Annotated in this window: 27 protein-coding genes and 1 other annotated feature; of the genes, 15 read left to right on the top strand and 12 right to left on the bottom strand. The window is 45.6% G+C overall.

Annotated features, from left to right (window positions below; genetic code table 11):
• The first annotated feature begins 46 nt into the window (after positions 1 to 46).
• The gene (locus AC3RV5_RS06730) at positions 47 to 766 is read left to right on the top strand and encodes a TetR/AcrR family transcriptional regulator (protein ID WP_489731185.1); all 720 of its coding nucleotides are present in this window, start codon (positions 47 to 49) and stop codon (positions 764 to 766) included.
• Between the two features lie 118 nt (positions 767 to 884).
• On the opposite strand, the gene AC3RV5_RS06725 is transcribed toward AC3RV5_RS06730, so the two are convergent.
• From AC3RV5_RS06725 to AC3RV5_RS06695, 7 genes are all read right to left on the bottom strand, one after another.
• On the bottom strand, positions 885 to 1,199 hold the full coding sequence (locus AC3RV5_RS06725; RefSeq protein WP_489732107.1) for a hypothetical protein: 315 nt from the start codon (positions 1,197 to 1,199) through the stop codon (positions 885 to 887).
• Between the two features lie 89 nt (positions 1,200 to 1,288).
• On the bottom strand, positions 1,289 to 2,719 hold the full coding sequence (locus AC3RV5_RS06720; protein WP_489731184.1) for a sulfite oxidase: 1,431 nt from the start codon (positions 2,717 to 2,719) through the stop codon (positions 1,289 to 1,291).
• Between the two features lie 23 nt (positions 2,720 to 2,742).
• Entirely contained in the window at positions 2,743 to 3,723 is a 981-nt protein-coding gene (locus AC3RV5_RS06715) for a YeiH family protein (RefSeq protein ID WP_489731183.1), read from the bottom strand.
• Between the two features lie 40 nt (positions 3,724 to 3,763).
• Positions 3,764 to 4,753, bottom strand: a complete 990-nt coding sequence (locus AC3RV5_RS06710) for a TauD/TfdA family dioxygenase (protein ID WP_489731182.1) — start codon at positions 4,751 to 4,753, stop codon at positions 3,764 to 3,766.
• 13 nt (positions 4,754 to 4,766) lie between these two features.
• On the bottom strand, positions 4,767 to 5,732 hold the full coding sequence (locus AC3RV5_RS06705) for an aldo/keto reductase (RefSeq protein WP_489731181.1): 966 nt from the start codon (positions 5,730 to 5,732) through the stop codon (positions 4,767 to 4,769).
• Between the two features lie 192 nt (positions 5,733 to 5,924).
• On the bottom strand, positions 5,925 to 6,341 hold the full coding sequence (locus AC3RV5_RS06700; protein ID WP_489731180.1) for a hypothetical protein: 417 nt from the start codon (positions 6,339 to 6,341) through the stop codon (positions 5,925 to 5,927).
• Between the two features lie 9 nt (positions 6,342 to 6,350).
• Entirely contained in the window at positions 6,351 to 6,689 is a 339-nt protein-coding gene (locus AC3RV5_RS06695; protein WP_489731179.1) for a hypothetical protein, read from the bottom strand.
• A 346-nt stretch (positions 6,690 to 7,035) separates the two neighbouring features.
• Positions 7,036 to 7,149, top strand: a sequence feature (His leader region).
• Between the two features lie 86 nt (positions 7,150 to 7,235).
• Between AC3RV5_RS06695 and hisG the strand changes: the two genes are divergently transcribed.
• The 14 genes from hisG to AC3RV5_RS06625 all read left to right on the top strand — a co-directional run bounded on the left by hisG (position 7,236) and on the right by AC3RV5_RS06625 (position 19,505).
• A complete protein-coding gene (gene hisG / locus AC3RV5_RS06690; protein ID WP_489731178.1) occupies positions 7,236 to 8,135 on the top strand; it encodes an ATP phosphoribosyltransferase in 900 nt (299 codons plus the stop codon).
• A gap of 77 nt (positions 8,136 to 8,212) precedes the next feature.
• Complete coding sequence (hisD, locus tag AC3RV5_RS06685) at positions 8,213 to 9,529, top strand: histidinol dehydrogenase (RefSeq protein ID WP_489731177.1); 1,317 nt, start codon at positions 8,213 to 8,215, stop codon at positions 9,527 to 9,529.
• The gene (hisC, locus tag AC3RV5_RS06680) at positions 9,522 to 10,628 is read left to right on the top strand and encodes a histidinol-phosphate transaminase (RefSeq protein ID WP_489731176.1); all 1,107 of its coding nucleotides are present in this window, start codon (positions 9,522 to 9,524) and stop codon (positions 10,626 to 10,628) included. Before hisD ends, hisC begins: the two co-directional genes overlap by 8 nt.
• A 1-nt stretch (position 10,629) precedes the next feature.
• Positions 10,630 to 11,706: a bifunctional histidinol-phosphatase/imidazoleglycerol-phosphate dehydratase HisB gene (hisB, locus tag AC3RV5_RS06675; protein ID WP_489731175.1), complete on the top strand. Its 1,077-nt coding sequence runs from the start codon at positions 10,630 to 10,632 to the stop codon at positions 11,704 to 11,706.
• Between the two features lie 29 nt (positions 11,707 to 11,735).
• The gene (gene hisH / locus AC3RV5_RS06670) at positions 11,736 to 12,335 is read left to right on the top strand and encodes an imidazole glycerol phosphate synthase subunit HisH (protein WP_489732106.1); all 600 of its coding nucleotides are present in this window, start codon (positions 11,736 to 11,738) and stop codon (positions 12,333 to 12,335) included.
• Positions 12,336 to 12,343: 8 nt separating this feature from the next.
• Positions 12,344 to 13,078, top strand: a complete 735-nt coding sequence (gene hisA / locus AC3RV5_RS06665; protein WP_489731174.1) for a 1-(5-phosphoribosyl)-5-[(5-phosphoribosylamino)methylideneamino]imidazole-4-carboxamide isomerase — start codon at positions 12,344 to 12,346, stop codon at positions 13,076 to 13,078.
• 174 nt (positions 13,079 to 13,252) lie between these two features.
• Entirely contained in the window at positions 13,253 to 14,251 is a 999-nt protein-coding gene (locus tag AC3RV5_RS06660) for a branched-chain amino acid aminotransferase (protein WP_489731173.1), read from the top strand.
• A 70-nt stretch (positions 14,252 to 14,321) separates the two neighbouring features.
• Positions 14,322 to 15,095: an imidazole glycerol phosphate synthase subunit HisF gene (gene hisF, locus AC3RV5_RS06655; protein ID WP_489731172.1), complete on the top strand. Its 774-nt coding sequence runs from the start codon at positions 14,322 to 14,324 to the stop codon at positions 15,093 to 15,095.
• Between the two features lie 96 nt (positions 15,096 to 15,191).
• A complete protein-coding gene (hisIE, locus tag AC3RV5_RS06650) occupies positions 15,192 to 15,824 on the top strand; it encodes a bifunctional phosphoribosyl-AMP cyclohydrolase/phosphoribosyl-ATP diphosphatase HisIE (protein WP_489731171.1) in 633 nt (210 codons plus the stop codon).
• A gap of 318 nt (positions 15,825 to 16,142) precedes the next feature.
• Complete coding sequence (locus AC3RV5_RS06645) at positions 16,143 to 16,694, top strand: cytochrome b (RefSeq protein WP_489731170.1); 552 nt, start codon at positions 16,143 to 16,145, stop codon at positions 16,692 to 16,694.
• A 2-nt stretch (positions 16,695 to 16,696) separates the two neighbouring features.
• Positions 16,697 to 17,266, top strand: a complete 570-nt coding sequence (locus tag AC3RV5_RS06640; RefSeq protein WP_489731169.1) for a YceI family protein — start codon at positions 16,697 to 16,699, stop codon at positions 17,264 to 17,266.
• Between the two features lie 109 nt (positions 17,267 to 17,375).
• Positions 17,376 to 18,089 carry an aspartate/glutamate racemase family protein gene (locus AC3RV5_RS06635; protein WP_489731168.1) on the top strand — a complete coding sequence of 238 codons (714 nt, stop codon included), beginning with the start codon at positions 17,376 to 17,378 and terminating at the stop codon, positions 18,087 to 18,089.
• A gap of 67 nt (positions 18,090 to 18,156) precedes the next feature.
• Positions 18,157 to 18,810, top strand: a complete 654-nt coding sequence (gene lepB / locus AC3RV5_RS06630; protein WP_489731167.1) for a signal peptidase I — start codon at positions 18,157 to 18,159, stop codon at positions 18,808 to 18,810.
• Between the two features lie 254 nt (positions 18,811 to 19,064).
• Positions 19,065 to 19,505: an Hsp20 family protein gene (locus AC3RV5_RS06625; protein ID WP_489731166.1), complete on the top strand. Its 441-nt coding sequence runs from the start codon at positions 19,065 to 19,067 to the stop codon at positions 19,503 to 19,505.
• 81 nt (positions 19,506 to 19,586) lie between these two features.
• On the opposite strand, the gene AC3RV5_RS06620 is transcribed toward AC3RV5_RS06625, so the two are convergent.
• The 5 genes from AC3RV5_RS06620 to AC3RV5_RS06600 all read right to left on the bottom strand — a co-directional run bounded on the left by AC3RV5_RS06620 (position 19,587) and on the right by AC3RV5_RS06600 (position 24,025).
• Positions 19,587 to 19,973, bottom strand: a complete 387-nt coding sequence (locus tag AC3RV5_RS06620) for an MAPEG family protein (RefSeq protein ID WP_489731165.1) — start codon at positions 19,971 to 19,973, stop codon at positions 19,587 to 19,589.
• 99 nt (positions 19,974 to 20,072) lie between these two features.
• The gene (gene adk / locus AC3RV5_RS06615; protein ID WP_489731164.1) at positions 20,073 to 20,717 is read right to left on the bottom strand and encodes an adenylate kinase; all 645 of its coding nucleotides are present in this window, start codon (positions 20,715 to 20,717) and stop codon (positions 20,073 to 20,075) included.
• Between the two features lie 187 nt (positions 20,718 to 20,904).
• On the bottom strand, positions 20,905 to 22,827 hold the full coding sequence (gene htpG / locus AC3RV5_RS06610) for a molecular chaperone HtpG (RefSeq protein WP_489731163.1): 1,923 nt from the start codon (positions 22,825 to 22,827) through the stop codon (positions 20,905 to 20,907).
• A 217-nt stretch (positions 22,828 to 23,044) separates the two neighbouring features.
• Complete coding sequence (gene recR / locus AC3RV5_RS06605; RefSeq protein ID WP_489731162.1) at positions 23,045 to 23,644, bottom strand: recombination mediator RecR; 600 nt, start codon at positions 23,642 to 23,644, stop codon at positions 23,045 to 23,047.
• A 54-nt stretch (positions 23,645 to 23,698) separates the two neighbouring features.
• Complete coding sequence (locus tag AC3RV5_RS06600; RefSeq protein ID WP_489731161.1) at positions 23,699 to 24,025, bottom strand: YbaB/EbfC family nucleoid-associated protein; 327 nt, start codon at positions 24,023 to 24,025, stop codon at positions 23,699 to 23,701.
• Between the last annotated feature and the right edge of the window lie 3 nt (positions 24,026 to 24,028).

Genomic DNA, 24,028 nt, shown 5'->3' with positions numbered 1-24,028 from the left:
GTAAGATTTGCTAAAACAGTGTTGTTAGCCATTAAGAAGAAAAATTATGAGTGAAAGAAAGCAGGGTCGAAGAAGTGCCGAAGATGCACAGCAAACCAAAGCTGAGATCTTACAGATCGCCGCAGAGCTTTTCTGTGAGCTGGGATATGAGCGTGTTTCCCTTAGAAATATTAGCGAAAAAGCGGGCGTATCTCACAGCCTAATTCGTCATCATTTTGGTAGTAAAGAAAAAATTTGGCATAACATTAGCGATGACCTGCATGACTTTATTGTCAAATATGTCGCTGTGGTGTATCAAAATATGCCCCAAGAATATCCGTCAAACGTAAAGCTTTTCGAATTTGCAAAACGCATGTTGGCTTACATGATGACCTTCAAGCAGCCCATTCAGTTAATAGCTGACGCGGTACGCCAAGAAGATACTTTGCTGGACTATTTTATTGACAGTGGCGATGAAATCGAAAACTTCGTTGAAGGTCTGGTGAATGCGCACAACAATGACTTTCCAGATGCACAAATACGCATGTGGGATTTAAAATGGCAAATTATTATGTATGCCCATGCAGCAGCGTCGCTCACCCCATTTTTAAAAGAAACCTGGATAGATGAAACCGATGAACTGGACGAGTGCCTGTTACGCCACTTTATGTTGTTTGAAGAGATGTTGGCGGCTAAGTTAAAAATCGAGCAATCCTTTCGCGCTGCACCTAATCGGGTGCAAGATCTAGTTTACGATCTACCGTTCCCTAACGTGGCAAGAGAATGAGGTCTAAAAGTTAAATCTCCGCACATACTTTCTGTTCATAAAAAAAGGCTAGTCACACTAGGTCTTTTTATTGGAATGGGCATAGCATTTGGAACCGCTCGCCTGACAATACGGCTGGCTACTTAACCTGCTTTGCTGGCATTAAATTCGCCGGTAACGGGGCCCGGCGCCCGGTAGTGCGTTCGCCGTAATTAGCACTCAAGTAATCGAGGATTTGTTCCTCTTTTGGCAAAGGCCACAAGTTTTGCGTTTTCTGCATCCAGCGAATAGTGCTTAACCAGCGCTCTCGACTCATGTGGTTTTGCGTGACCAACTTAGCGGAATGACACGCAGTACAATGAGCCCGCACGGTTTCAAAACCCGGCTTGATCACCAAGCCTGACGTAGGGTCGTTCTTGCCATCTGCGTTGTCGGTTTCTGCGATTGACCTCATCGGAACCAATAAAACCACAATTAGCAGAGCAAACATACTTGCCCATAGCGTCAGACATTTTTGCTTTGTGATAAGTGATGTCGCCATGGCTACACCACCTGCACAGCAACGCGATGACAGGCGTTGTTTAAATACCCCTTAGGGTTCCAACCAGGCAGTATCATCGGCTGACTCACGCTGTCATTATCGGTCGCCCTCGCCCACACTTCAAAATAACCCTTGGTCGGAAAACGAATTTGACTGTGCCAGTGTTGCCATGCATTGCGATTCACTGGCTTTTCTAAGGAGGCGGATTGCCAGGTTTGGCCAAAATCGACTGAAAGGTGCACATCACGAACGGCTTTATCCCCTGCCCAGGCATGGCCACGTACAGTAAATTGCTCATCTTTTTTGTGACTCTCACCCGATTTTGGGTAAGTAATTAACGACTTGACCGGCATAGCGTGAATAATACACATATCTTCATCTGCCACTTTACTGCCTGGAGCCACGGGCTCACAGGGAACGCGATAAGCTGGGGCCGCCATTTTTGCACCGTCGTGTACCCGGTCACGTATTATGATGCGCTCAAGCCACTTGCCAGAAGTGGATGCTGGCCAGCCGCCTATGACTAAGCGTAACGGGTGGCCATTCATAAAGGGGATATCAGCATCGTTCATCGCCCAGGCGAGGAGGTTTTCATCTTCAAGCGCTTTGTTAATGGGCACGCCACGGGAGATTGCTTCTTTGCTTGGGTCACCACTGATGTGTGTGTCTTTGCCGTAATAACCTATGTACACAGCATCATCTTTGATGCCCACGTCTTTGAGCACATCCGCCAGGCGCACGCCAGTCCACTTAGGGCATGCCACCGCGCCTGTCGTCCACTGATTGCCTTTGGCACCCGGGCTAAATTCCGCCCGGCCATTACCACCGCACTCTAGCGTGAGCTGGTAGCTGTGGTGGGTAAACTTCTGCTTAAGATCATCGAGGGAATATTGCTTGGTTTGCTGTGCTGACTCGCCTTCTATGGTTAACACCCAGTTGTTCACATCAATGTCGCTGGGCGGGATCCCATTGTTGCGCACAAACATGTTTTCCGCTTTGGTTATCTTGTCATCAAGCATATGTGCCGGTGTTTCAGCGTTAATCGGTCGATCATTCAACACCACCAGCCCAGCGCTCTTACCGATAATGGTAGATGGGTCGCTCGTTTGGGCAAAGGCGCTGGAAATCATGCCCGAGGGTAATATTGGCGCTAACAGGGTTTGTGCTCCGGTAAGTGCGCCAAAGGTGCCGATACCCATTAAAAAACGACGTCTTGATAAAACACTGCGCCCGTTTTGCACATCACTTTGATCAGAGTGCGCAGAGGCAACTTGAGCAGGCTGCCCACTCCCTGAAGCCCGAGTGGAATAAGTGTCTGTAGAAGAATCAGAGGAAAAAGTTGAAGATAGCTCGGTGCTTGAATTATTGGAAATTGCCGCAGAAACATCGGCAGAAGAAACAGTCGAAATAATGTTAGCCTGTATTGATTTCATGACATCACCCCATTTAGAAAAATTTAAAGATAAGGAATACAAACTAATATTAAACCTGCAATCCATACGGTTTCCAGCACTAACAATAAGATAGGTTTGAAGCCGACCGTAAGCAGCTGACTTAAATTGGATTTCATGCCAATGGCGGCGATGGCAATAACCAGTGCAAAGCGTGAGATATCGCCAGATATTTTGGTCAATGTATCAGGCAAGTCGACCAGGCTATTAATGCTCATTAAAATAACAAAACCGATTAAAAACAACGGAATACCTGGTGTTTTAAGCTGGCTGGTTTTGTCTAGATTCAGGCGAAAAACTAACAAAATACACAGCACTACGGGCATCAATAAGGCCACACGCACAAGTTTGGTAAGGGTCGCTAATACGCCGGTTTGTTCAGACACCGAATAACCTGCCCCCACAACTTGGGCGACATCGTGAATGGTGCCGCCAAGGAAAATACTGGTAGCAGTTTCGTCCAAACCAAGGATACCGGCAATAATGGGATAGAGTACCATAGCCATTGTTGATAGTGCGGTCACGCCGATAATAGTCAGCAATGTATCGCGATCTTTGTCTTTACTTTCAGGCAACACAGCAGCAATCGCCATGGCCGCAGATGCACCGCAAATGCCCACTGCGCCCCCTGTAAGCACGCCAAACCGCTTTTGTAAACCGAACGCTTTAGCCAACACCACGCCAAACAAAATGGTGCTCATAATGGCAACGACTAACAGCAAACCTGTTTTCCAGCCAAGTGCTAATAGATCACCAAAGGCTATTCGCAAGCCAAGTAACGCAACACCAATACGCAGTACGGTACTGGCGGTAAACTCTATACCTGACTTACATTGCGTGCCTTGATGCAAAAAGGACATAGCGATGCCCAGCAACAAAGCAAATAACATGGCAGGCGCACCGTAATGTTCGCTCAGAAAAAGCGCTGCCAAACCCACAATTGTTGCCACCATAATGCCAGGTAACAAAGTTTTTATCTTATGCATATATATCGCTACCTGAAATTAAGGTGGACTGTGTTTAGGTTTAGTTCATGGCTAAAGCGACGAGAACCTCACGCTTACGCTCTCCTGAATAAGGACGACGGCCATGCATGCTCATGTAGTTATCTACCAAGGCCACATCACCGTCCTGCCATGGCAAGTCAAAGGTGTAGTCTTTGGCTAAATCTGTGGCCAGTTGCAAACCTTCAACAGGGATGGCACTACCATCACCAAAGGTAATAGCGCTTGAAGGGTTTTCGCGTACACCTTTCCAGCCCATAAACGCAGCAATTAACTGATTGTAAAAAACTTCTTTGCCATTGGGCAGTTTAACCACCGCAGGTAATACTGGAGTCGTGGCTTTTAAACCACCGTCATCTGTCCATAACCAACTGTATCCCAGGTCAGCTAACTTGGTTTCTGCGGCTTGTTGTGTATCAACACTTAGAGTACTTTTCCAGCTACGCCCCTGACCAGACAACGTGTCATTTTCAGCCGGCATGTGGGTGGTGTACTTCAGACCTTTATGGGTGAAGTCTTCAGCCAATTGCGGCGCTCGTGATTTAAGCTCTGCAAACAGCAGATCAGAACGGCATAAAGGCGTTGCTCCGCCCTCATCAGCGGCGGTTTTGCAGAAAAAGAAAACCTTGCTCGGCGAAATAGGTGTTTGGGCCATTTCGTGGTGTAAAAATATTTCTACGTGTTTAGGGGCTTCATTAGCGGTAAATACACGCTCAGTGAAGTTAATACGCACCGCGTTTGACAATGATTCTTTGTAAGTGAAATTTGGGTAGCCGAAGGCATTTGAAAATTCATCAAAGGTTTCTGCTGAATCAAGGGGAAAACCACGGAATAATATGGCTCCGGATTCTTTTAGCTCGGCTTCAAGCTCGGTTTTGTGTTTTTCTATCCATGCAGCACAATCGTCAAGCGTTTTTATCGCGCCATTGTTAAGTACCACTCGAGGAAAAACTGAATCACCGCTTTTTAGTTGTTGCGGTACGTCAACATAATTAATAGATTTTACTGACATGATTGATTACACCCTAATCGTAAATTGGATAAAAAGTATTGAATGCGGCTTCACAGAAATCACCTGGATCGTTAAAGCGGCGATGACTGTTAAGGGCACTGATATCGTCCATTTCTCGCTGCGTGAGTTCGAAGTCAAAAATGGCTTGGTTTTCCGCTAAACGCTCAGGCCGAGAGGTTTTAGGAATAATGGCATTACCACGCTGTACGCCCCAGCGAAGTACCACTTGCGCGGGTGTTTTGCCCAAACGCTCAGCGGCTGCTTTTACCACATTTTGTTCCAATACCGATTCAGCGGCACCTGCCATATCTAACTCAAGGTAAGACAACGCACCAAGAGGTGAAAACGCGGTAACCTGTATGTCGTATTGCTTGGCCAATTTCATCAGGCGCTCTTGAGTCAAATATGGGTGTGACTCAACTTGCAACATAGCAGGTTTAATTTTGGCATAGGCCATTAAGTCGTTAAGCAAACCCGTGTTGTAATTACATACACCAATTTCCTTAGTTAAACCTTTTTCAACTAACGCTTCCATTGCATGCCAGGTTTCATAAAGCGGCACGGGAGCCAATTCCATTTTTGGGTTTTGTGCACTTGGATCGGCGATCCACTCAGGGGGATAACGATCGTCAAAGTCTACAAACGGCTGGGCAATCGGGAAGTGAATCAAATATAGGTCTAAATAATCAAGCTGTAAGTCACAAAGGCTGCGCTCTATGCCTAACTGTACATGTTCCTTAGCGTGATAGGTGTTCCATAGTTTTGAGGTGATCCATAAATCTTCACGGGTACAAATCCCCTCTTCTATAGCGCGTTTAATGCCTTCACCTACCTGCACCTCATTGCCATAGTCACAGGCACTATCGAAATGGCGGTAACCGGCTTTGATTGCTGTGTATACAGCGTCGGCACATATATCCTGAGAGATCTTCCACAGGCCGAACCCAACTTTAGGCATTGTTGTCTGACTTAATGACATGTATATTTTTCCTGCTTTGGCTGTTAATAGACAATATTATATCTTATATAAGACATAAGTTAAGGTAATGTTGAAAATTTGTCAAATTTAGCCTGCTTTTATACCAAACAGGGGAGTCGGCTAGGCCCAGCCGGGGGAGTTATTTAAGGTCGTTCAGCAATATATTATTGGTTGGCATAAAATATTTAGCCATCAATCGCCCAATAGCTCGCGTAGCTTTCGTTCGGCGATTTCACTAGGGGTTTCAGTTTGGCTATGTTCTGTCACCTGGGTAGTCTCTTCACTCTTAGGCGAGATTATGGGTGGCGTCTCATCGTCAAATAAGGCTGCCAGCTTGGCTTTTGCTTGTTGTTGCTTATACGTGGCACTCGCGCTAAACGCTGCAGTAGAAGGGGAGAAATAATCGCAGAAATTGGCCCTTTCACGATCGATAACGTATTCTGCACGATCTTCCAGGCAACTGGTGCGACTGGCATTGTCGTAATGTATACATAACTTGCATACATGCTGATCGCTGTGGCATTGGTGGCATTCTTCGCGGCGCGACATGGGTAAAATGACCCCCACCAGTTGGGCCCCACACCTCCAGCATACAAATTGCTCAGCCATCAACAAGTCTCATACATACAAGTCCAGATGTTTGGGTCCTTTAAGCTGTTTTGGCTCTTCTGCTGGCTCAACTACAGGGGCTTTTTCACTAAGCGACTCCTTTGCCTTCTGTACGATCCGTTTACCCCGCCTAAGATCAGAAGAGCGTCTATCCTTTTGACCAGAGCGATTACCACTACGTCTTTTACCGCTCCCCGCTTTTCGGCGGTTAAAGTTAACGGGTTTATCGTCTTCGTTTATTTGACGCAATGCCGTTTCTTTATTGACCTTTTGTACCTTTTGCTCATCATGAGCAATGGGCACTTTGCCCTCTCTGGGCAATATGGAAAAAAGTAAATCGGTAGTCACCTGTCACGCCCTCTAAGCACTAGCAAGATTAACAATCCTACACAACCATGATAGCTGTGAGAATAAACCTTAAAAAAATCCTACAATTATAGATTTAAATTGAACAAACAAGTTCAATTTACCTGTATCCAGCAAGTATCCAGCAAAAATGCAAGTCTTGCAAACCATCAAAAACCGGCTATTTCTATTCTTTTTCGCTGTAACTTATGCCTTTCATTACGCTTGTTACTTTTGTGCCCCCATCAGTGTAAATTACTGTTGCAATAGGCTGACTGATTCGCTAATGTTTGCGCCCTCAGTCGAACAACGACCATAAAATTACAATGTTAAATTCATATACGCAAACGAACAACCACCATCATATGGCATAACCTTTCAGGTTCGTGCTGGAAGGTCTATTGATTCCTTCCTATGGCGTAAAGAATTACAAGCCCCTGGAAGGAAACTTCCGGGGGTTTTTCGTTTAAGGCTTTGAAAACTCAAACATAATATTAGGTCTTTAGACACCAATTGATTAACACAGATATAAAACAGGACAAATAACCTATGAGTGATAGCAAAAGATTACGTATCGCAATCCAGAAATCCGGACGCTTGAGCGACGACAGTATTGCCTTATTAAAAGCCATAGGCATTAAATTGCAGATCCGTGACCGTTTGTTGATCGCTCATTCGACCAATCAACCCATCGATTTGTTGCGGGTGCGAGATGACGATATTCCGGGTTTAGTCATGGATGGTGTGGTGGATTTAGGATTTATCGGGGAAAACGAACTGGAAGAAAAAATGCTTGAGCGCAAAGCCTCGGGTAAAGAGTATGATTTCACAACGTTACGCCGTCTGGATTATGGTGGCTGTCGTTTGTCAATTGCGGTACCTAACGAGTTTGATTATCAGGGTGTACAGTCGTTGGAAGGCAAAAAAGTTGCCACCACCTACCCCTATTTGCTTGAGCGTTTTTTCAAGGCAAACAAGGTTAATGCCAGTGCCGTAATGCTGACCGGGTCCGTTGAAGTCGCACCCCGAGCAGGGGTCGCCGATGCAATCTGTGATCTGGTATCCACAGGCGCAACGCTCGAAGCCAACGGTTTAAAAGAAGAAGAGGAAATCTTTCAATCAAAAGCCGTGCTGATCCAACGTGCCGGTCAGTTACCGGAAGCCAAGCAACAACTCATCAACCGCTTATTACCCAGAATTGATGGCGTGATGCAGGCCAAGGAAAGCAAATACATCATGCTGCATGCTCCCAAAGCCTACCTTGAACAAGTGAAAAGTTTATTACCAGGCTCAAGTAACCCAACGATTTTGCCCCTGGCGGCAGACGATAAAACCGTTGCCGTGCATGTAGTCAGTTCAGAAACCCTGTTTTGGGAAACCATGGAAAAGTTGAAAGCTTTGGGCTGTAGTTCAATTTTAGTAATGCCCATTGAGAAAATGATGGGCTAGTTGAATAGTTAAGCGCACTCAATATCGCGCTTAAGGTTATACCGTTGCTAACAAAAGCAGGAAGAGAGATAGACAAAATGCAAACATGGTCGGGCCTAAATCGGGGCCAACAACAGGTGTTATTAAGTCGTCCAGCAATGGCTGACAACAAAAAACTAAGTAATGCCGTGGCTGAGATTATTCAGCACGTAGCCGCCAACGGTGATGATGCGCTGCGTGAACTGACAGCTCGTTTTGACGGCATTCAGTTAAATACCCTAACCTTAGCTCCGAATGCATTGGTAAATTTGCAAAGCGAAGTCAGTGCTTCAGTAAAAGCTGCAATCGATAAAGCCTATGCCAACATACGCGCCTTCCATCAAGCCCAATATCCGGTGGATGTCAAAGTTGAGACTGCGCCCGGGGTCGTCTGTGAACTAAAACATGCACCGCTTGGATCTGTTGGTTTGTATATCCCAGGAGGCAGTGCGCCACTGATATCAACAGTACTTATGTTAGGCGTGACCGCCCAAGTAGCAGGCTGCCCGCGAAAAGTGCTTTGCACACCGCCAAATAAACAAGGTGAGGTACCTGCAGAAATACGTTATGCAGCCAGTTTGTGTGATATCAACGAAATATACTTAGTCGGGGGCGCTCAAGCCATTGCCGCTTTAGCTTTAGGCACTGAGACTATCGCTAAAGTCGATAAAATATTTGGCCCGGGCAACAGTTTTGTCACTGAAGCCAAACAACAAGTGAGCCGAATTCCCGCTGGCCCTGCTATTGATATGCCCGCCGGCCCTTCTGAAGTACTAGTTATAGCCGATAGCCGGGCTAATCCGGTTTTTGTGGCAGCCGATTTGTTATCACAAGCGGAACATGGTGCAGACTCCCAGGCCATTTTGGTGTGTGATAGCCCAGCGTTGATAGCCGAGGTGAAAAGCCAGGTCGACAGTCAAATCCCCCGCTTGAGCCGCAAAGATATTGCGACTCAAGCCATGGCTCACAGCCGATTTATCTTGACGGATTCACTGGCAACCTCCATCGAGGTCAGTAATCAGTATGCACCTGAGCATTTAATCTTGCAGGTTGAAGCCCCTCGGGATTGTTTGGCCACTATCTACAACGCAGGATCAATTTTTGTGGGTAAATGGTCCCCTGAATCTGCTGGCGATTACGCCAGTGGCACCAATCATGTATTACCCACTTACGGATATGCACGCAATTATTCAAGCCTGGGCGTTGCTGATTTTATTCGCCGCTATACCGTACAAGAACTCAGCGCAACTGGCTTGCAAAATATCGCTGAGTCGATTATGGATTTAGCCGATGCAGAAGGGTTAGACGCCCATAAACAAGCGGTAGCCTTGCGCCTATTTGCAATAAATCAAACTAAGGGAGTACAGGGTGAGTAAGTTAATCACATCTCTTTTAAATGACAATATCAAAGGGCTAAAACCCTATGAATCTGCCCGGCGATTATTTGCAAGCGGTCAAGGTGAAAATAGACAGATTTGGCTCAATGCCAATGAATCTCCTTTTGCCAACCCCTATGATATTGATACCCAGCGTTTTAATCGCTATCCCGATTGTCAGCCACCCGCGGTTATCGATGCTTATGCAGCCTATGCCGGTATTACCCACGACCAGTTATTGGTGAGTCGTGGAGCAGATGAAGGTATTGAGCTACTTATTCGTGCCTTTTGTACACCAGGCAAAGACAGTATTCTTATTTGCCCACCAACTTATGGTATGTACGCCATCAGTGCCGAAACCTGTGATGTGGACATAAAAACTGCGCCGTTACTGACGGATTTCTCCTTGAATATACAGGCGATCAAGGCATTTAAAGGTAAGGTTAACCTGGTTTTTATCTGTTCGCCGAATAACCCCACCGGCACGACTGTGGATAAGGCCCAGCTACGTGAGGTTATTGAGCACTTCGCCGACAGTGCCATAGTCGTTATCGATGAAGCCTATATCGAGTTTGATAAAGACAATAGCTGGGCAAGTGAGCTGCAAAGCTACGCGAATATTGCTATCTTACGCACCTTGTCCAAGGCGTTTGCCCTGGCGGGTTTACGTTGTGGGTTCACCCTCGCACAAGCACCCATTATACAAGCTCTGATGAAAGTGATTGCACCTTACCCCATTGCTGAGCCGGTAGCACAGATCGCCGCCCAAGCCTTAAGTGCACAAAGCCTAAGTCTGCTTGAAGAACAAGTGGCCAGCATTCAAAGTGAGAAAAACAAACTCACAAACGCATTGCGACAGTTACCACAAGTTGAACTAGTAGGAGATGATAAAGCTAACTTCGTCTTGTTTCGCAGTGCCCACAAACAGGCCTTGATGGATCATCTGGTCAGTAAAGGGATCTTGATCCGTGACCAGTCCAAACAACTGAACTTAAACCACTGCTTGCGTATTACAGTGGGTAACGAACAACAAAACAGCCAGTTACTGGCAGAAATCCGCCATTATTTCGCTAATCAGTCAACCAAGCAGGAGGCCTAACGTGTCCTTATCTCAGCAATCTATTCTCTTTATCGACCGCGACGGTACTTTGGTCGAAGAGCCACCTACAGATAAACAACTCGATAGCCTGGAAAAACTGGTATTTGAGCCGTTGGTTATTCCCGTACTAGCCAAGTTACAACAAGCCGGTTTCCGCCTGATCATGGTGTCTAATCAAGATGGTCTGGGGACGAGTAGCTTTCCCCAGGCTGATTTTGATTTGGCACATGACAAAATGATGGCTATTTTTGCCAGTCAGGGCATACATTTTGACGATGTATTAATTTGCCCACACTTGCCAGAAGATGATTGCAGCTGCCGCAAACCCAAGTTAGGCCTGGTAAAAGATTACTTGCAACAGGGTAAAGTGGATTTTAGCCGTTCATTTGTCATTGGCGACCGTGAAACCGATATTCAATTAGCAGAAAATATGGGCATAGTAGGGATCCGTTACCATCCCGTGGACAATAACTGGCCAGCGATTGCCAAACAACTCTTGCTTTCAAGCCGGGTGGCTGAAGTGGTGCGTAAAACCTCTGAAACCAATATCCATGTGCGGGTGGATTTAGACTCCACAGCAAAGTCCACTATCCAAACCGGGATTGGTTTTTTTGACCATATGCTGGATCAGATCGCCACCCACGGCGGTTTTGAACTGAATTTATCGGTAGATGGTGATCTGCACATTGATGATCACCACAGCGTAGAAGATACCGCTCTGGCCTTAGGCGAAGCTTTGAGAAAGGCTTTGGGGGATAAACGAGGCATCGGCCGTTTTGGTTTTGCCTTGCCCATGGATGAATGTCGGGCGGAATGTATTCTGGATATTTCCAACCGCCCCCATCTGAAATTTGATGCCCAGTTTAGTCGCGATACTGTCGGTGGCATGGCCACGGAAATGGTCTCGCATTTTTTCTATTCGATCGCCCAAGCTATGGGTTTGTCTTTGCATTTATCTACCTCTGAGGGCAACGCCCATCACCAGGTAGAAAGCTTGTTTAAAGTATTTGGCCGGGCACTGCGCCAAGCTATTCACAAACAAGGCGAAGCGCTGCCTAGCAGTAAAGGGACCCTGTAGTGAGCGACCCAATAAGCAAAAGTAATAGCATGCAAAACATCGTCATAGTCAATACCGGCTGTGCCAATATTTCCTCGGTCAAATTTGCCGTAGAGCGCCTGGGTGTGCAAGTCACCGTATCGGACGATACTCAGATCATTCAAAATGCTGACAAGGTATTTTTACCCGGCGTGGGCAGTGCCAACGCCGCCATGGCAAGTATCGAGCTAAAACAGCTAAAAACATGCATACAAGGCCTCAGCCAACCGGTTTTAGGCATCTGTTTAGGTATGCAGTTAATGGTTGATTACTCAGAAGAAAGCCTGGCAGACAGCACCCCATGTTTGGGAATGATCCCAGGCGAAGTAAAGCGCATGCAAGTAGGCGATTTGCGTTTGCCACACATGGGTTGGAATACCGTGACACCCACAGAGCAAAACACGTTATTTAAAGGTATAGACGTGGGCAGCTATTTTTACTTTGTACACAGTTTTGCGGTAGCCATCAGTGAATACACCTTAGCGATTACGGAATATGGCATGCCATTTTCTGCAGCCTTGCACAAAGACAATTTTTTTGGTGTGCAATTTCATCCTGAACGCTCCAGCGACGCCGGTGCCCAATTACTTAAAAACTTTATCGAGCTATAAGCAAAATTATGATCATACCCGCAATAGATTTAATCGACGGCTCAGTAGTTAGACTTTATCAAGGTGACTACGAGCAGAAAACTCAATACGCCTTAGATCCCGTCGAAGTGGTCAATGACTACGCAGATCAAGGTGCTAAGTGGTTGCATATAGTGGACTTAACCGGCGCCAAAGATACCAGCAAACGTCAGTTGTCCTTAATCGGTAAAATGGTTGCCACTGGTCGAATGCAATTTCAGGCCGGCGGCGGCATCCGCAGCGAACAAGATGTAGCTCAATTATTAGATCTGGGAGTTAAGCGGGTTGTGATTGGTTCGTTGGCGGTCAAGGAACCCGAGCTAGTTAAAAGATGGATCACTAAATACGGTAGCGAAGCCATAGTATTGGCACTGGATATTAACATCGATGAAAGTGGCAATAAATTCATTGCCACTCACGGCTGGCAACAAAACTCAGGTGTGTCCCTGGAAGCCTTGCTCAATGACTTTCTATCCGTAGGTGCTAAACATGTATTGTGCACAGATATCAGCCGCGACGGCACCCTGCAAGGGGCAAATGAAGCCCTTTATGGAGAAATGACTGAGAACTTTCCATCCATTGAGTGGCAGGCGTCTGGCGGTATCGGTAAGTTAGATGATATTACCCGGCTTAAACCCACCAAGGTTAGCGGCGTAATTTTGGGTCGGGCATTGTTGGAAGGTAAATTCACTGTTGCCCAAGCCATTGACTGTTGGCAAAACTAGCTGGCACACAGCAGACTGAGGTGATGAAACCACTAAGGTTAATTGCACAAGATCTGCCTTAGTGATTGCACCTTAAATGCGCATGCTGAATAATTAGCAAATATACGATTAATACGTTTGTTCACCGCGGCTTTACCAGGTGAAACATAGATTTCAACGATTTAGGAAATAATAATGGCGGTATTTGGTACAGTTTTTATGCCACAGATGGCGTTAGCCACTTTCGAGAACAATCAATGGAGTCCGGCTAAAGTTGTGCCGGCCGATAGCTTGCAGTTGCACCCGGGTGCACACGTTTTACATTACTCAAGCACTTGTTTTGAAGGCCTCAAAGCCTTTCGTCATGCGGATGGCAGCGTACATGTATTTCGCATGGATCAAAATATCAAACGTTTTGCCCAAAGCGCTAAATTGCTCTCGCTACCTGAAATCGATCAAAAGCAGGTGGCGCAAATGATATTGGAGATAGTCGCCCAGTATGCTGACGATGTGCCTCAGCCTCCGGGCTCTATGTATATTCGCCCCACCCATATTGGAACCGAAGCGTCTATTGGCAAAGCCGCGGCTCCCTCTATGACGTCTATGTTGTACGTTTTGCTCTCCCCTGTTGGCGATTATTTTACCGGCGGTGCCAAACCTCTACGCTTATTATTAGATGAAACCGGTATGCGCTGTGCACCGCATATGGGCATGATTAAAAGTGGTGGAAACTATGCCAGCGCATTGGGCCCCATTGCTAAAGCCAGGCTCAGTGTTAATGCCGACCAAATTCTGTTCTGTCCCAATGGCGATGTGCAAGAAACCGGCGCCGCTAACTTTTTATTGATCGATGGCAATGAAATTATTACCAAGGGTCTGGATCCGTCATTTCTGCACGGTGTCACGCGCAGCACTATCTTGACGCTGGCAGCAGACATGGGCATGACTGTGAGTGAGCGAAATATCAGCGTGACTGAGCTATTAGAACGCTCTGCCAAACCCGGCGTAGAAGCGGCCCTGTCTGGCACGGCCGCGGTGTTGACCCCCGTTGGGACCTTTATCCATAATGAACGGGAATATACGGTTGGTTCTGGTGAGCCTGGGCCTACCACAGCCAAACTACGCCAGGCATTAAATGATATTCAGTGGGGCAAGGCAGCTGATACCCACAACTGGTTACAACGCGTAAAATAGTAATTGTGCATGCCCTATTTACCCGTGGCTTGCACCAGCCACTAACATAGTTTTTAACCAAAGGTTTTTTATGCTCGCAAGACGCATCATCCCCTGTTTAGACGTCAAAGATGGCAAAGTGGTTAAGGGAGTTAAATTCCGTAACCACGAAATCATCGGCGACATAGTGCCCCTTGCTGAGCAATATGCCCAGCAAGGGGCCGATGAACTGGTTTTTTATGATATTACGGCCTCAAGCGATCGCCGAGTGGTGGATAAAAGTTGGGTAACACGTATTGCTCAGGTCATTGACATTCCATTTTGCGTGGCCGGTGGCATCAAATCGGTTGCGGATGCCGGGCGTATTTTGGAAATGGGCGCGGATAAAATTTCGATTAACTCCCCTGCCCTGGCTTATCCTGAACTTATCACCGAGTTACATGACACCTTTGGTCAGCAATGCGTTGTAGTGGGTATTGACAGTTTTTACAATGAAAAAACCGGTCAGTATCAAGTACATCAATACACTGGGGATGAAAGTCGCACCCAGGTCACCACCTGGCAAACGGCAGATTGGGTTAAAGAGGTACAGCACAGGGGAGCCGGTGAGATTGTACTGAACTGTATGAATCAGGACGGCGTGCGTCAAGGCTACGATATCGTGCAACTGGCTGCCATACGCCAATGTTGTCAGGTGCCACTTATCGCCTCTGGTGGAGCAGGTGAAAAAATCCACTTTAAAGATGTCTTTACTCAAGCGGATGTGGATGGCGCATTAGCAGCCTCTGTGTTTCACAAAGGTATAATTCCCATTCCAGAATTAAAAGCCTACTTGCGTGAGCAGCAGGTAGCAATTAGGGATTAAAAAACGGTAGCTGAGAAATGCGAGTTGCGAACTGCGAGTTGCAAACTGCGAGTTGCGAACTGCGAGTTGCGAACCAAACACATTGTTGAGAATAAAATGATTATTACCCAAGATAATATTGCCCGGCTCGCCTGGCAAAAAATGGACAATTTACTGCCTTGCATAGTTCAAGACGCCACCAGCGGCAAAGTCTTGATGCAGGGTTACATGGATCACGACGCAGTGACCCAAACCCTGAAAAGCAAAAAAGTCACCTTTTTTAGTCGCTCCAAACAGCGTCTGTGGACCAAAGGCGAAACCTCGGGCCACACTCTGGATTTAGTGGAGCTAAGTGCCGATTGCGATCAGGATTCCATACTGGCACTGGTCCATGCAAATGGCCCCACGTGTCATACGGGCACCGAGAGTTGCTGGTTTGATAGCGCAGGCCCATCGTTCAGTTTTATCGCCCACCTGGAACAGGTTATTGCCTCGCGCAAAGGTGCATCAGCAGATTCCAGCTATACGGCACATTTATTTAGTAAAGGCATTAAACGGATTGCCCAAAAAGTGGGTGAAGAAGGTGTAGAAACTGCACTGGCTGCCACGGTACAAGATCTCGACGAGCTTAAAAATGAATCTGCCGATTTGTTATACCACCTGATCGTCTTACTCCAGGCTAGCGATTTGTCACTGAACGACGTGATAGACGTATTACAGACCCGCCACACTGCGAGTAACAATAAATAACCTAACAGATTACGCCCGCCGTTCATCGTAGCCACCTAGCTAAGATCAGCGGCGTCAGAAACTCAGCCTGTAGCTAAGCTGAATTTGAGGGTTAACTCACTGAAGTGGGATTAGGCTATACCGATTGGGGCAAAGCAACACTGTTGGCTGAGGTTAGAACGAAACACGTCATTCACCAAAATTTATTGATACATTCAATACCGAACGGTATAAATTCGACTTGTCGATTAAATCGAAGACAACTTTCACATTTTAGCCATATTAATCTGTTTATTCTAATCATATAGTAGCGCTACATTTGTCTGACTAGATCACACTATGATTAAAAATTCCCTGAACAGTTACGGATGGCTAACTATCAGTATACATTGGCTTTCCGCTTTGGTCGTAATTGCCATGTTCGCCGCGGGTTGGTGGATGGTAGAGCTGGATTATTACAGTTCGTGGTATAAAACCGCACCTTTCTACCATAAGAGTGTTGGCATATTATTAGTGCTCTTAACCCTTTTCAGGTTAGCTTGGCGGTTCAGTCATATTTCGCCGCACAAGCTAGGCCTTAAATGGGAACAACAAGCTGCCAAGGTCACACATATTGTTCTCTATTTATTAATTTTTGCATTGTTTTCTAGTGGTTATTTAATCTCTACTGCCGATGAGCGGGGCATTGACGTTTTTAACTGGTTCACCGTGCCCTCTGCTGGTAAATTATTCGACGAACAAGCTGATTTAGCGGGAACAGTCCATGAGTGGTTGGCCTATACCTTAATCAGCTTAGCTGCTGTACATGCCCTGGCAGCCTTAAAACACCACTTTATAAATAAAGACTTAACTCTTAGCAGAATGCTAACCCCCACAACCAACAAGGAATAAAAATGAAAAAATCACTTTTAGCTATAGGCTTGATAGCCATGATGTCGGGCAATGTATCGGCTGCAGACTATGTTATTGATAATGACGGCGCTCACGCATCGATTAACTTTAAAATACAACACTTAGGTTATTCTTGGCTAACAGGCCGTTTTAATACCTTCGACGGTAAATTCAGTTACGATCCGGCCAAACCTGAGCAAGCAAAAATCCAGGTTAATATTGACACACAAAGTGTTGATTCAAACCACGCTGAACGTGATAAACACTTGCGCAGCGACGATTTTTTACATACGAGTAAATATCCAAAAGCCAAATTTGTCAGCAAAAAAGTAGAAGATGTCGGCGGTGAAAAGCTAAAAATATTCGGTGATTTCACCTTACATGGCATTACTAAACCCATCGTTATTACGGCCACTAAAATCGGTGAAGGTAAAGATCCATGGGGCGGATACCGTGTGGGTTTTGAAGGCACGACTCGTATCGCTATGGCTGACTATGGCATAACCAAAAACCTGGGCCCAGCATCAACACATATAGAGTTATCTTTGAATATCGAAGGTATTCAACAATAAAGTGAACTCTCTTTGTGTGAATAAGCCCACTTAAGTGGGCTTTTTTATGCCTGTTTAAAGGTTATATTATGTCACTATGGCCTTCCCCCTAACTCAATGAGAAAAGAAAATGAAAACCATAGGCTTAATTGGTGGCATGAGCTGGGAATCAACGGCCAGTTATTACCAGGCCATAAACTTAATAACCAACGCCAAACTCAGCGGGTTGCACTCGGCAAAAATAGTAATGGTGAGTGTGGACTTTGCCGAAATCGCTGAATATCAGCGAACCGGTGATTGGCACAAAGCGGGCCAAGTACTGAGCGATGCGGCGAAGAGTTTACAAGCCGCTGGTGCCGATTTTTTCCTTATCTGTACCAATACTATGCACAATGTCGCCGATGCGATTCAAGCAGCAGTGCGCATTCCCCTGCTACATATAGCAGACGTCACAGGACAAAAATTAGTCGAAGATGGAATGACAAAAATTGGCTTGTTAGGAACCAAGTTCACCATGCAGCAAGCATTTTTTAAAACCCGTTTAAAAAACAAATTTGGCATTGATACCCTTGTTCCTACTCCACTGGAACAAGACATAATTCATCAAGTTATATATGACGAATTATGTATGGGTAAAACCCTGGATGAATCACGCCGGCAATTTGTTAAAATCATTGCAGCTATGCATAACAAAGGAGCCCAGGGCATTATCCTGGGATGCACTGAAATAGCTTTGTTGTTACAACAAAATCACACTCAGGTGCCTCTTTATGATACCACCCAAATCCATGCTCTGGCCGCGGTAGAGGCAAGCCTGGCCGATACTGTTCACCTGCCGATTTAGCCTACATCAATGGGCGTATGGAACCTCATAACACCTAAACGGTCTGAATAGCTTTTAAGGAAAAAATATGAAAAACCTGGTCACCAAAATAAATACGCTTGTTCGCCAAAATGCACTATTTTTGTTGCTTGTCGTTGCCTTGTTTGCTTCCCGTAGCAGTTTAGCTGACTGGTATGTTGTGCCCAGCGGCTCTATGCAGCCCACCATAGTAGAAGGTGACCGGATCCTGGTTAATAAAATGGCCTATCAACTGGAACTGCCTTTTACCGATATTGCGTTATTGAAAACCGGAGAACCACAGCGTGGTGATATAGTGGTATTTAAATCTAAAGCTGCAGATAACAGATTAGTCAAACGACTGGTAGGTCTTCCAGGTGACAGGATCGCCATGGACAATAATCAATTAACGATCAACGGACAAGCCGTCCCCTACAGCGTTACAAACGACAGCAATGAGCTAATCGAACAGCTAGCTGGAATTACCCATAAGATCCGTTTAATACCCGCAAACAAAACAGCTGACAGTTTTGCGACTGTTACCGTACCAAATGAGCACTATCTGGTGTTGGGTGACAATCGTAACAATAGTGCGGATTCGCGATTCTATGGTTTTGTGCCTGCAGCGGAACTCCAAGGCAGAGCGTTTAAAATATTAATTTCATTGGATCCCGAACATTATTATTTACCCAGATCAGAACGTATATTACGGGATTTAATTTAATACTGTTTTTGATGAATTTATAATAGTTATTAAAATCAATTACTTGAGATTTAATTCGAAATACTTTAGGTCTATCTATTGAAAACTTATCACCCTGCCCTTAGATAGAAAGGGTAGTCGCCGCAAGGGACTACCCAAGTTCAACGGAATTGAATTTGCCCGCTTAAGGGGAAGGTTTGGATACCAGAATAACGAACGCCGCCGCTAGTCGGGGCACATAATTAACATATTGCTTCATAACGAGGATATGCAAAATGCGTAATATTGATCTATCTCCACTATACCGTTCATTCATTGGTTTTGACCACCTGGCCTCAATGATTGATTCTGCGTCACGAAACGAAAAACAATCTTCTTACCCTCCTTATAACATAGAGTTGTTGGCAGAGGATAAGTATCGAATAACTATGGCCGTAGCCGGGTTTTCAAAAGATGAAGTCTCTATCGAAGTGCAAGAAAATACCTTGCAGGTTAGCGGTAATAAAGCGACTAACGACGAAGAGCGAAAATTTCTTCACAAAGGCATTTCAGCACGAAATTTCGAACGTAATTTCCAATTAGGTGACCACGTTAAAGTGCTTGCCGCCGATATGGAAAACGGCCTGCTACACGTTGATCTTGAGCGGGTAGTACCTGAGGCTAAAAAGCCAAGAAAAATTGAAATCGGCAACCAACTGATCGAAAATAAAGAATAGTTGTTAGCCATATATGTATGTTCCCAGTGAATAAAAACGGCGCCTTAAGGCGCCGTTTTTTTTTGCTGTATAACACCACTATTAATATAATACTGTCAGGTTAATTACTGCGGCTATGATCATCGACGCGAATGTCAGTAACATGCCCATGAGCCTCTGCCAACTCGCGCCTGTATGACGTCTCAGACCAAAGGAATGGATCAGTCGACCAAACAGCAGCGTCAAACCAATCAGATGCACCAGAAGCTCATGGCTGCGATTGATTTCAGCAATTAACTGCATCACCAATACAAGGGGAACATACTCACTGAAATTCCCATGGGCACGGATGAACTGCATAAAATGTTTGTCCCCTCCATCCCCAAGGGAAATTTTCTTGCCTCGCCTGTTTACTATCACCAATACGGACAGATACAAAAATAACATGGCCAGTAACCCGGCATAAAAAGCAGTGATGGGTGTATACATATGCATTAGCTCATTTAGTTACAGTTCGGTACAAATTTGTTTAGATACAAAAAAGCCCACGTAAACAGTGGGCTTTAATTATACGATATTTATTATATCTTAACCGAGTAGTTCAGAGAGGTGGCTACTGACCAGATCAACAGATCTTGTTCCATCGATTTTATGATAAGCGCAATGACCGGCCTCGGCCTCGGCTCTATAATAATCAATTAATGGCTTGGTTTGATCATGGTAGATACCCAGACGGTTACGTACTGTCGCTTCTTGGTCGTCCGGACGCACAATCAGGTCTTCCCCGGTCTCGTCGTCTTTGCCTTCCACCTCAGGCGGATTATACTCGCTGTGATAAACACGACCGGAAGCAGGGTGGACACGGCGACCAGCCATGCGTTCAACTATCACCTCATCAGGTACGTCAAATTCGATAACATGGTCGACCATTATACCGGCATCTTTCATAGCGTCAGCTTGAGGGATAGTGCGTGGGAAACCGTCCAACAGAAAACCATTCTCACAATCCTGTTGTGCGATACGCTCTTTGACCAAACCAATGATAAGCTCATCAGAAACCAGCTTGCCTTCATCCATAACGCGTTTTGCGGTCATGCCCAGATCGGTGCCGGCGGTGATCGCAGCACGTAACATGTCGCCGGTAGAAATTTGTGGTATACCGTATTTTCCCATTAGATACTGAGCTTGTGTGCCTTTTCCAGCACCAGGAGCACCAAGAAGAATAATGCGCATATTCTCTCCCTCGCCTTATTATAAAGTTTAAAAATCCAGTGCTGAACTTTACACATTCGGCCTTTTAGTTACAAGATGTATAAGACTTATGTCTTATTTGACCAGTGAAAACATGGATTAAAACGTAATATACACAGAAAATGGGCTAAAAAGCCCATTTTTTTAAGTTAACTATAGCAATTCACGCCTATTTAGCCAGGTTAATTAACAGCTTGTTTAGTTTCTGCACAAAGCTCGCTGGATCTTTCAAGTTACCCTGTTCAGATAATGCGGCTTGATCAAATAGCACCTCAGTCCACTGACCGAACTGTTCTTCATCTTGCACATCTGCTAGCAATTTAACTAATTGATGTTCCGGGTTAAGCTCAAAATGATACTGGGCCTCAGGCACTGGCTGACCTGCAGCCTGCATCAGTTTAATCATCTGAGTAGTCATGCCGTGTTCATCGGCCACAATACAAGCCGGAGAATCGGTCAAGCGATGAGTAAATTTAACGCCAACGACTCTGTCACCCAATACAGCTTTAACACGCTCAATCAAACCTTCAACTTGTTTTTCTGCGTCTTCATGGGCTTTTTTGCTATCTTCGTCTTCTAAATCGCCTAAATCTAACGCGCCATGGGTAATAGACTGGAAGCTTTTGCCATCTAATTCTGTTAAATGTGACATCAACCATTCATCGACACGATCTGACATTAACAATACTTCTATGCCTTTCTTACGGAATATTTCCAAATGAGGGCTGGATTTAGCGGCTTTGTAACTATCAGCCGTGATGTAATAAATCTTATCCTGACCTTCTTTCATTCTGCCCACGTAATCGGCCAGAGACACATTCTGAGTATCGCTGTCGGTATGAGTGGAAGCGAAGCGCATCAAACCCGCAATTTTTTCTTTGTTGGCGACATCTTCCGCTGGGCCTTCTTTTAGAACATTACCAAACTCTGACCAAAAACCTTGATAGGCTTCTGGCTCGTTTTTGGCCATGCGTTCCAGCATTTGCAATACACGTTTGCTGCACCCCTGACGTATTGCCTGGGTCACCTTGTTATCTTGTAGAATTTCACGGGATACATTTAAAGGTAAATCGTTTGAGTCCAGCAAACCTTTTACAAAACGTAAATAGGTTGGCATAAATTGCTCGGCGTCATCCATGATAAATACACGTTGCACATAGAGCTTTAAGCCGTGTTTCTGGTCACGGTTCCACATATCAAAGGGCGCTTTGGCGGGAATATATAACATACTGGTATATTCCGTTTTGCCCTCAACTTTGTTGTGAGACCAGACCAAAGGGTCACCAAAATCGTGGGAGATATGTTTGTAAAACTCTTTATATTCTTCGTCACTGATGTCTGATTTATCACGTGTCCAAAGGGCTGTCGCCTTGTTAATGGATTCCCAGTGCCCAGGTACTGCTGGCTCTTTCTCGCCATCTTGCCCTTCACTTTCCGGCACTTCTTCTTTGTACATCATCACAGGGATGCTGATGTGATCAGAATACTTGCTAACGATAGAGCGTAAACGCCAATCATCGACGAATTCTTTTTCTTCTGCACGTAGATGTAGAATGATCTCTGTTCCGCGCTCGGCTTTTTCGATATCGGCAACGGTAAAGTCCCCTTCACCTTCGGAAGTCCACTCCACACCTTTGCTAGCGTCATCACCGGCTGCACGAGAGCGCACAGTGACTTTGTCAGCCACGATAAATGATGAGTAAAATCCAACCCCGAACTGGCCAATTAGCTGAGAATCTTTTGCTTGATCCCCGGAAAGATGGTTGAAAAACTCTGCAGTGCCTGATTTAGCAATAGTGCCAAGATGTTCGATAACATCCGTACGGTTCATGCCAATACCGTTATCGACTATAGTGATCGTGCCGGCTTCTTTATCTATGCTTAACTTTACACACAGATCGCCATCACCTTCGTATAGGCTGTCATTGGACAAGGCTTTGAAACGCAACTTGTCGGCAGCATCAGCGGCATTGGAAACAAGTTCACGCAGGAATATTTCTTTATTGGAATAAAGTGAGTGGATCATTAACTGGAGTAACTGTTTTACTTCCGTTTGAAAACCATAAGTTTCTTTTTGGATGGTCTCGGCCATGGGTATTATTCTCCTAATTCATAGCACTAAATACGATGAATTAGGAGATGAGGCCGGTTTGCTACATTTCAAGCCGAATTTTGTATTTTTGTTTTTATATTAAGCCCCGCGGCAATATTCGATGACGGTCAATCGCTGACCTTACACCTATGGCTGTGTCGATATTTGCCCGTTATGCAAGCCCGTTACCGGCTACACAACCGGTACGGGCAATCAATTAGATCAAGCGCCGGCCGACAAAGGCGTGGGTAAGGGTATTGCCGTCTATATACTCCAGCTCTCCTCCCACAGGTACACCATGGGCGATACGACTAGCCTGAATCTCTCGGGAACTACACATCTGTGCGATATAATGGGCAGTGGCCTCCCCTTCAACCGTAGGGTTGGTGGCCAAAATCACTTCACTTAACTGATTTTTGTCCATCAAATCCGCTAATTCATCCAGGCCAATTTCGCCAGGGCCTATGCCATCAATCGGCGATAAATGCCCCATTAATACAAAATACAAGCCTTTAAACTCGGCTGTTTGCTCGATGGCAATCACATCCTGAGGCGATTCGACCACGCATAATCGCCCTGAACCCACTCGCGCAGGATTTGCACATATTTCGCACAACTCGTTTTCGGTGAAGGTTCGGCATTGATGACAATGGCCGACATGTTCCATGGCATCGTGCAACACTTTGCTCAATTGCAAAGCCCCCAGCCTATTGCGCTCTAACAAGTGAAATGCCATGCGTTGAGCACTTTTGGGACCGACCCCTGGCAAACATTTTAGCGAGCTGATCAGCTCCAAAATAAGTGGACTAAGTTTCATTACGCCGCCTCAATACAACAATTGAACCTGTCAAATACCAGTGATAAAAGCGTATTAAAACGGCATCTTAAAGCCAGGTGGCAACGGCATACCGCCAGTCACATCGGCCATTTTCTCTTTTGTCATCTCTTGAACCCGGCGCACGGCGTCGTTGGTTGCTGCTGCCACCAAATCTTCGATCATGTCTTTATCGTCGTCCAACAGACTAGGATCGATAACCACTTTGCGTACATTGTGATTACAAGTCATGGTGATCTTAACCAAACCTGCGCCCGCTTCGCCGGTCACTTCGATGTTAGCCAGCTCTTCTTGATTTTTCTGCATGCGCTCTTGCATCTGTTGCGCTTGCTTCATCATATTAGCCATACCACCTTTCATCATGCT

The organism is Paraglaciecola sp. IT1134, from assembly GCF_058068185.1.
This window is presented reverse-complemented; position numbering and strand designations above follow the sequence as displayed.